The following is an 819-nucleotide window of genomic DNA, read 5'->3' on the forward strand; positions in this document are numbered from 1 at the left end:
ACCCGCTCGCCGGGCAGTGAAAAGTCCACCTCGATGGCCGGGCACTCGCGGGTGCAGTCGTCTTTGAGGTTGGCGGTGCGGAACTTGCGGCCATTGGCCAGCGCGTCGCTGGTGAAGTCGAGCGACCAGCGCTGGTTGGGGGCAATCGGGCACCAGTTGCCCTCGCGCGCCTCGCCGGGGATCTTCTTGCGCTTTGTGCGGCGCAGCCACAGGCGTTCTTCGCGGTAGATGCGCTCGACCACCTTCACGTTCACCCTGAAGCCCTCACGGACCAGCTTGGCATGCAGCATGCGATAGCCATACCGCCGGTGCTTGCCTGACAGGGTAATCAGGCGCTCTCTCAGTCGCGCGTGGCGGTCTGGCCGGGCCTGATAGACTAGGCTCGACCGTGAAATCCCGACCAGCCTGCACGCCCGCCGCTCCGTGAACTGATGCTCATCCATCAGCCTCTTCACGGCATCCCGGCGGCGTGCAGGCGTCAGGAGTTTTTTGCCAGCAGCCCCTTGAGACCGGCGTTATCCAGCATGGCATCCGCCAGAAGCCGCTTCAGCTCCGCATTCTCGGCTTCCAGATCCTTCAGCCGGCGCAGCTCGGAAACCGTCATGCCGCCATACTTGGCCTTCCACTTGTAGAGCGTGGCGTTCGACATGCCGTGCTTGCGGCATAACTCCGAGACCTTCGCCCCGGCCGCATACTCTTGCAGGATCCCGACAATCTGTTCCTCGGTGAAACGTGATTTGCGCATCGTCTGTTCTCCTCGTCGTTTTGAACGTTACGAGAACAAACTCTACTTTTGAATGGCCCAGTTCTTTGGGGGCA

General features: G+C 61.9%; 2 protein-coding genes. Both read right to left on the reverse strand.

Annotation, left to right across the window (positions count from 1 at the left end):
- The coding region (locus tag KZZ07_RS26610) for an IS3 family transposase (protein WP_219519930.1) at positions 1–443 on the reverse strand (443 nt) is incomplete at its 3' end.
- A gap of 35 nt (positions 444–478) precedes the next feature.
- Positions 479–745 carry a transposase gene (locus KZZ07_RS26615; protein WP_094037428.1) on the reverse strand — a complete coding sequence of 89 codons (267 nt, stop codon included), beginning with the start codon at positions 743–745 and terminating at the stop codon, positions 479–481.
- Positions 746–819 lie beyond the last annotated feature (74 nt).

It is taken from the genome of Mameliella sp. CS4 (assembly GCF_019392335.1).
In the GTDB taxonomy this organism is placed as follows: domain Bacteria; phylum Pseudomonadota; class Alphaproteobacteria; order Rhodobacterales; family Rhodobacteraceae; genus Antarctobacter.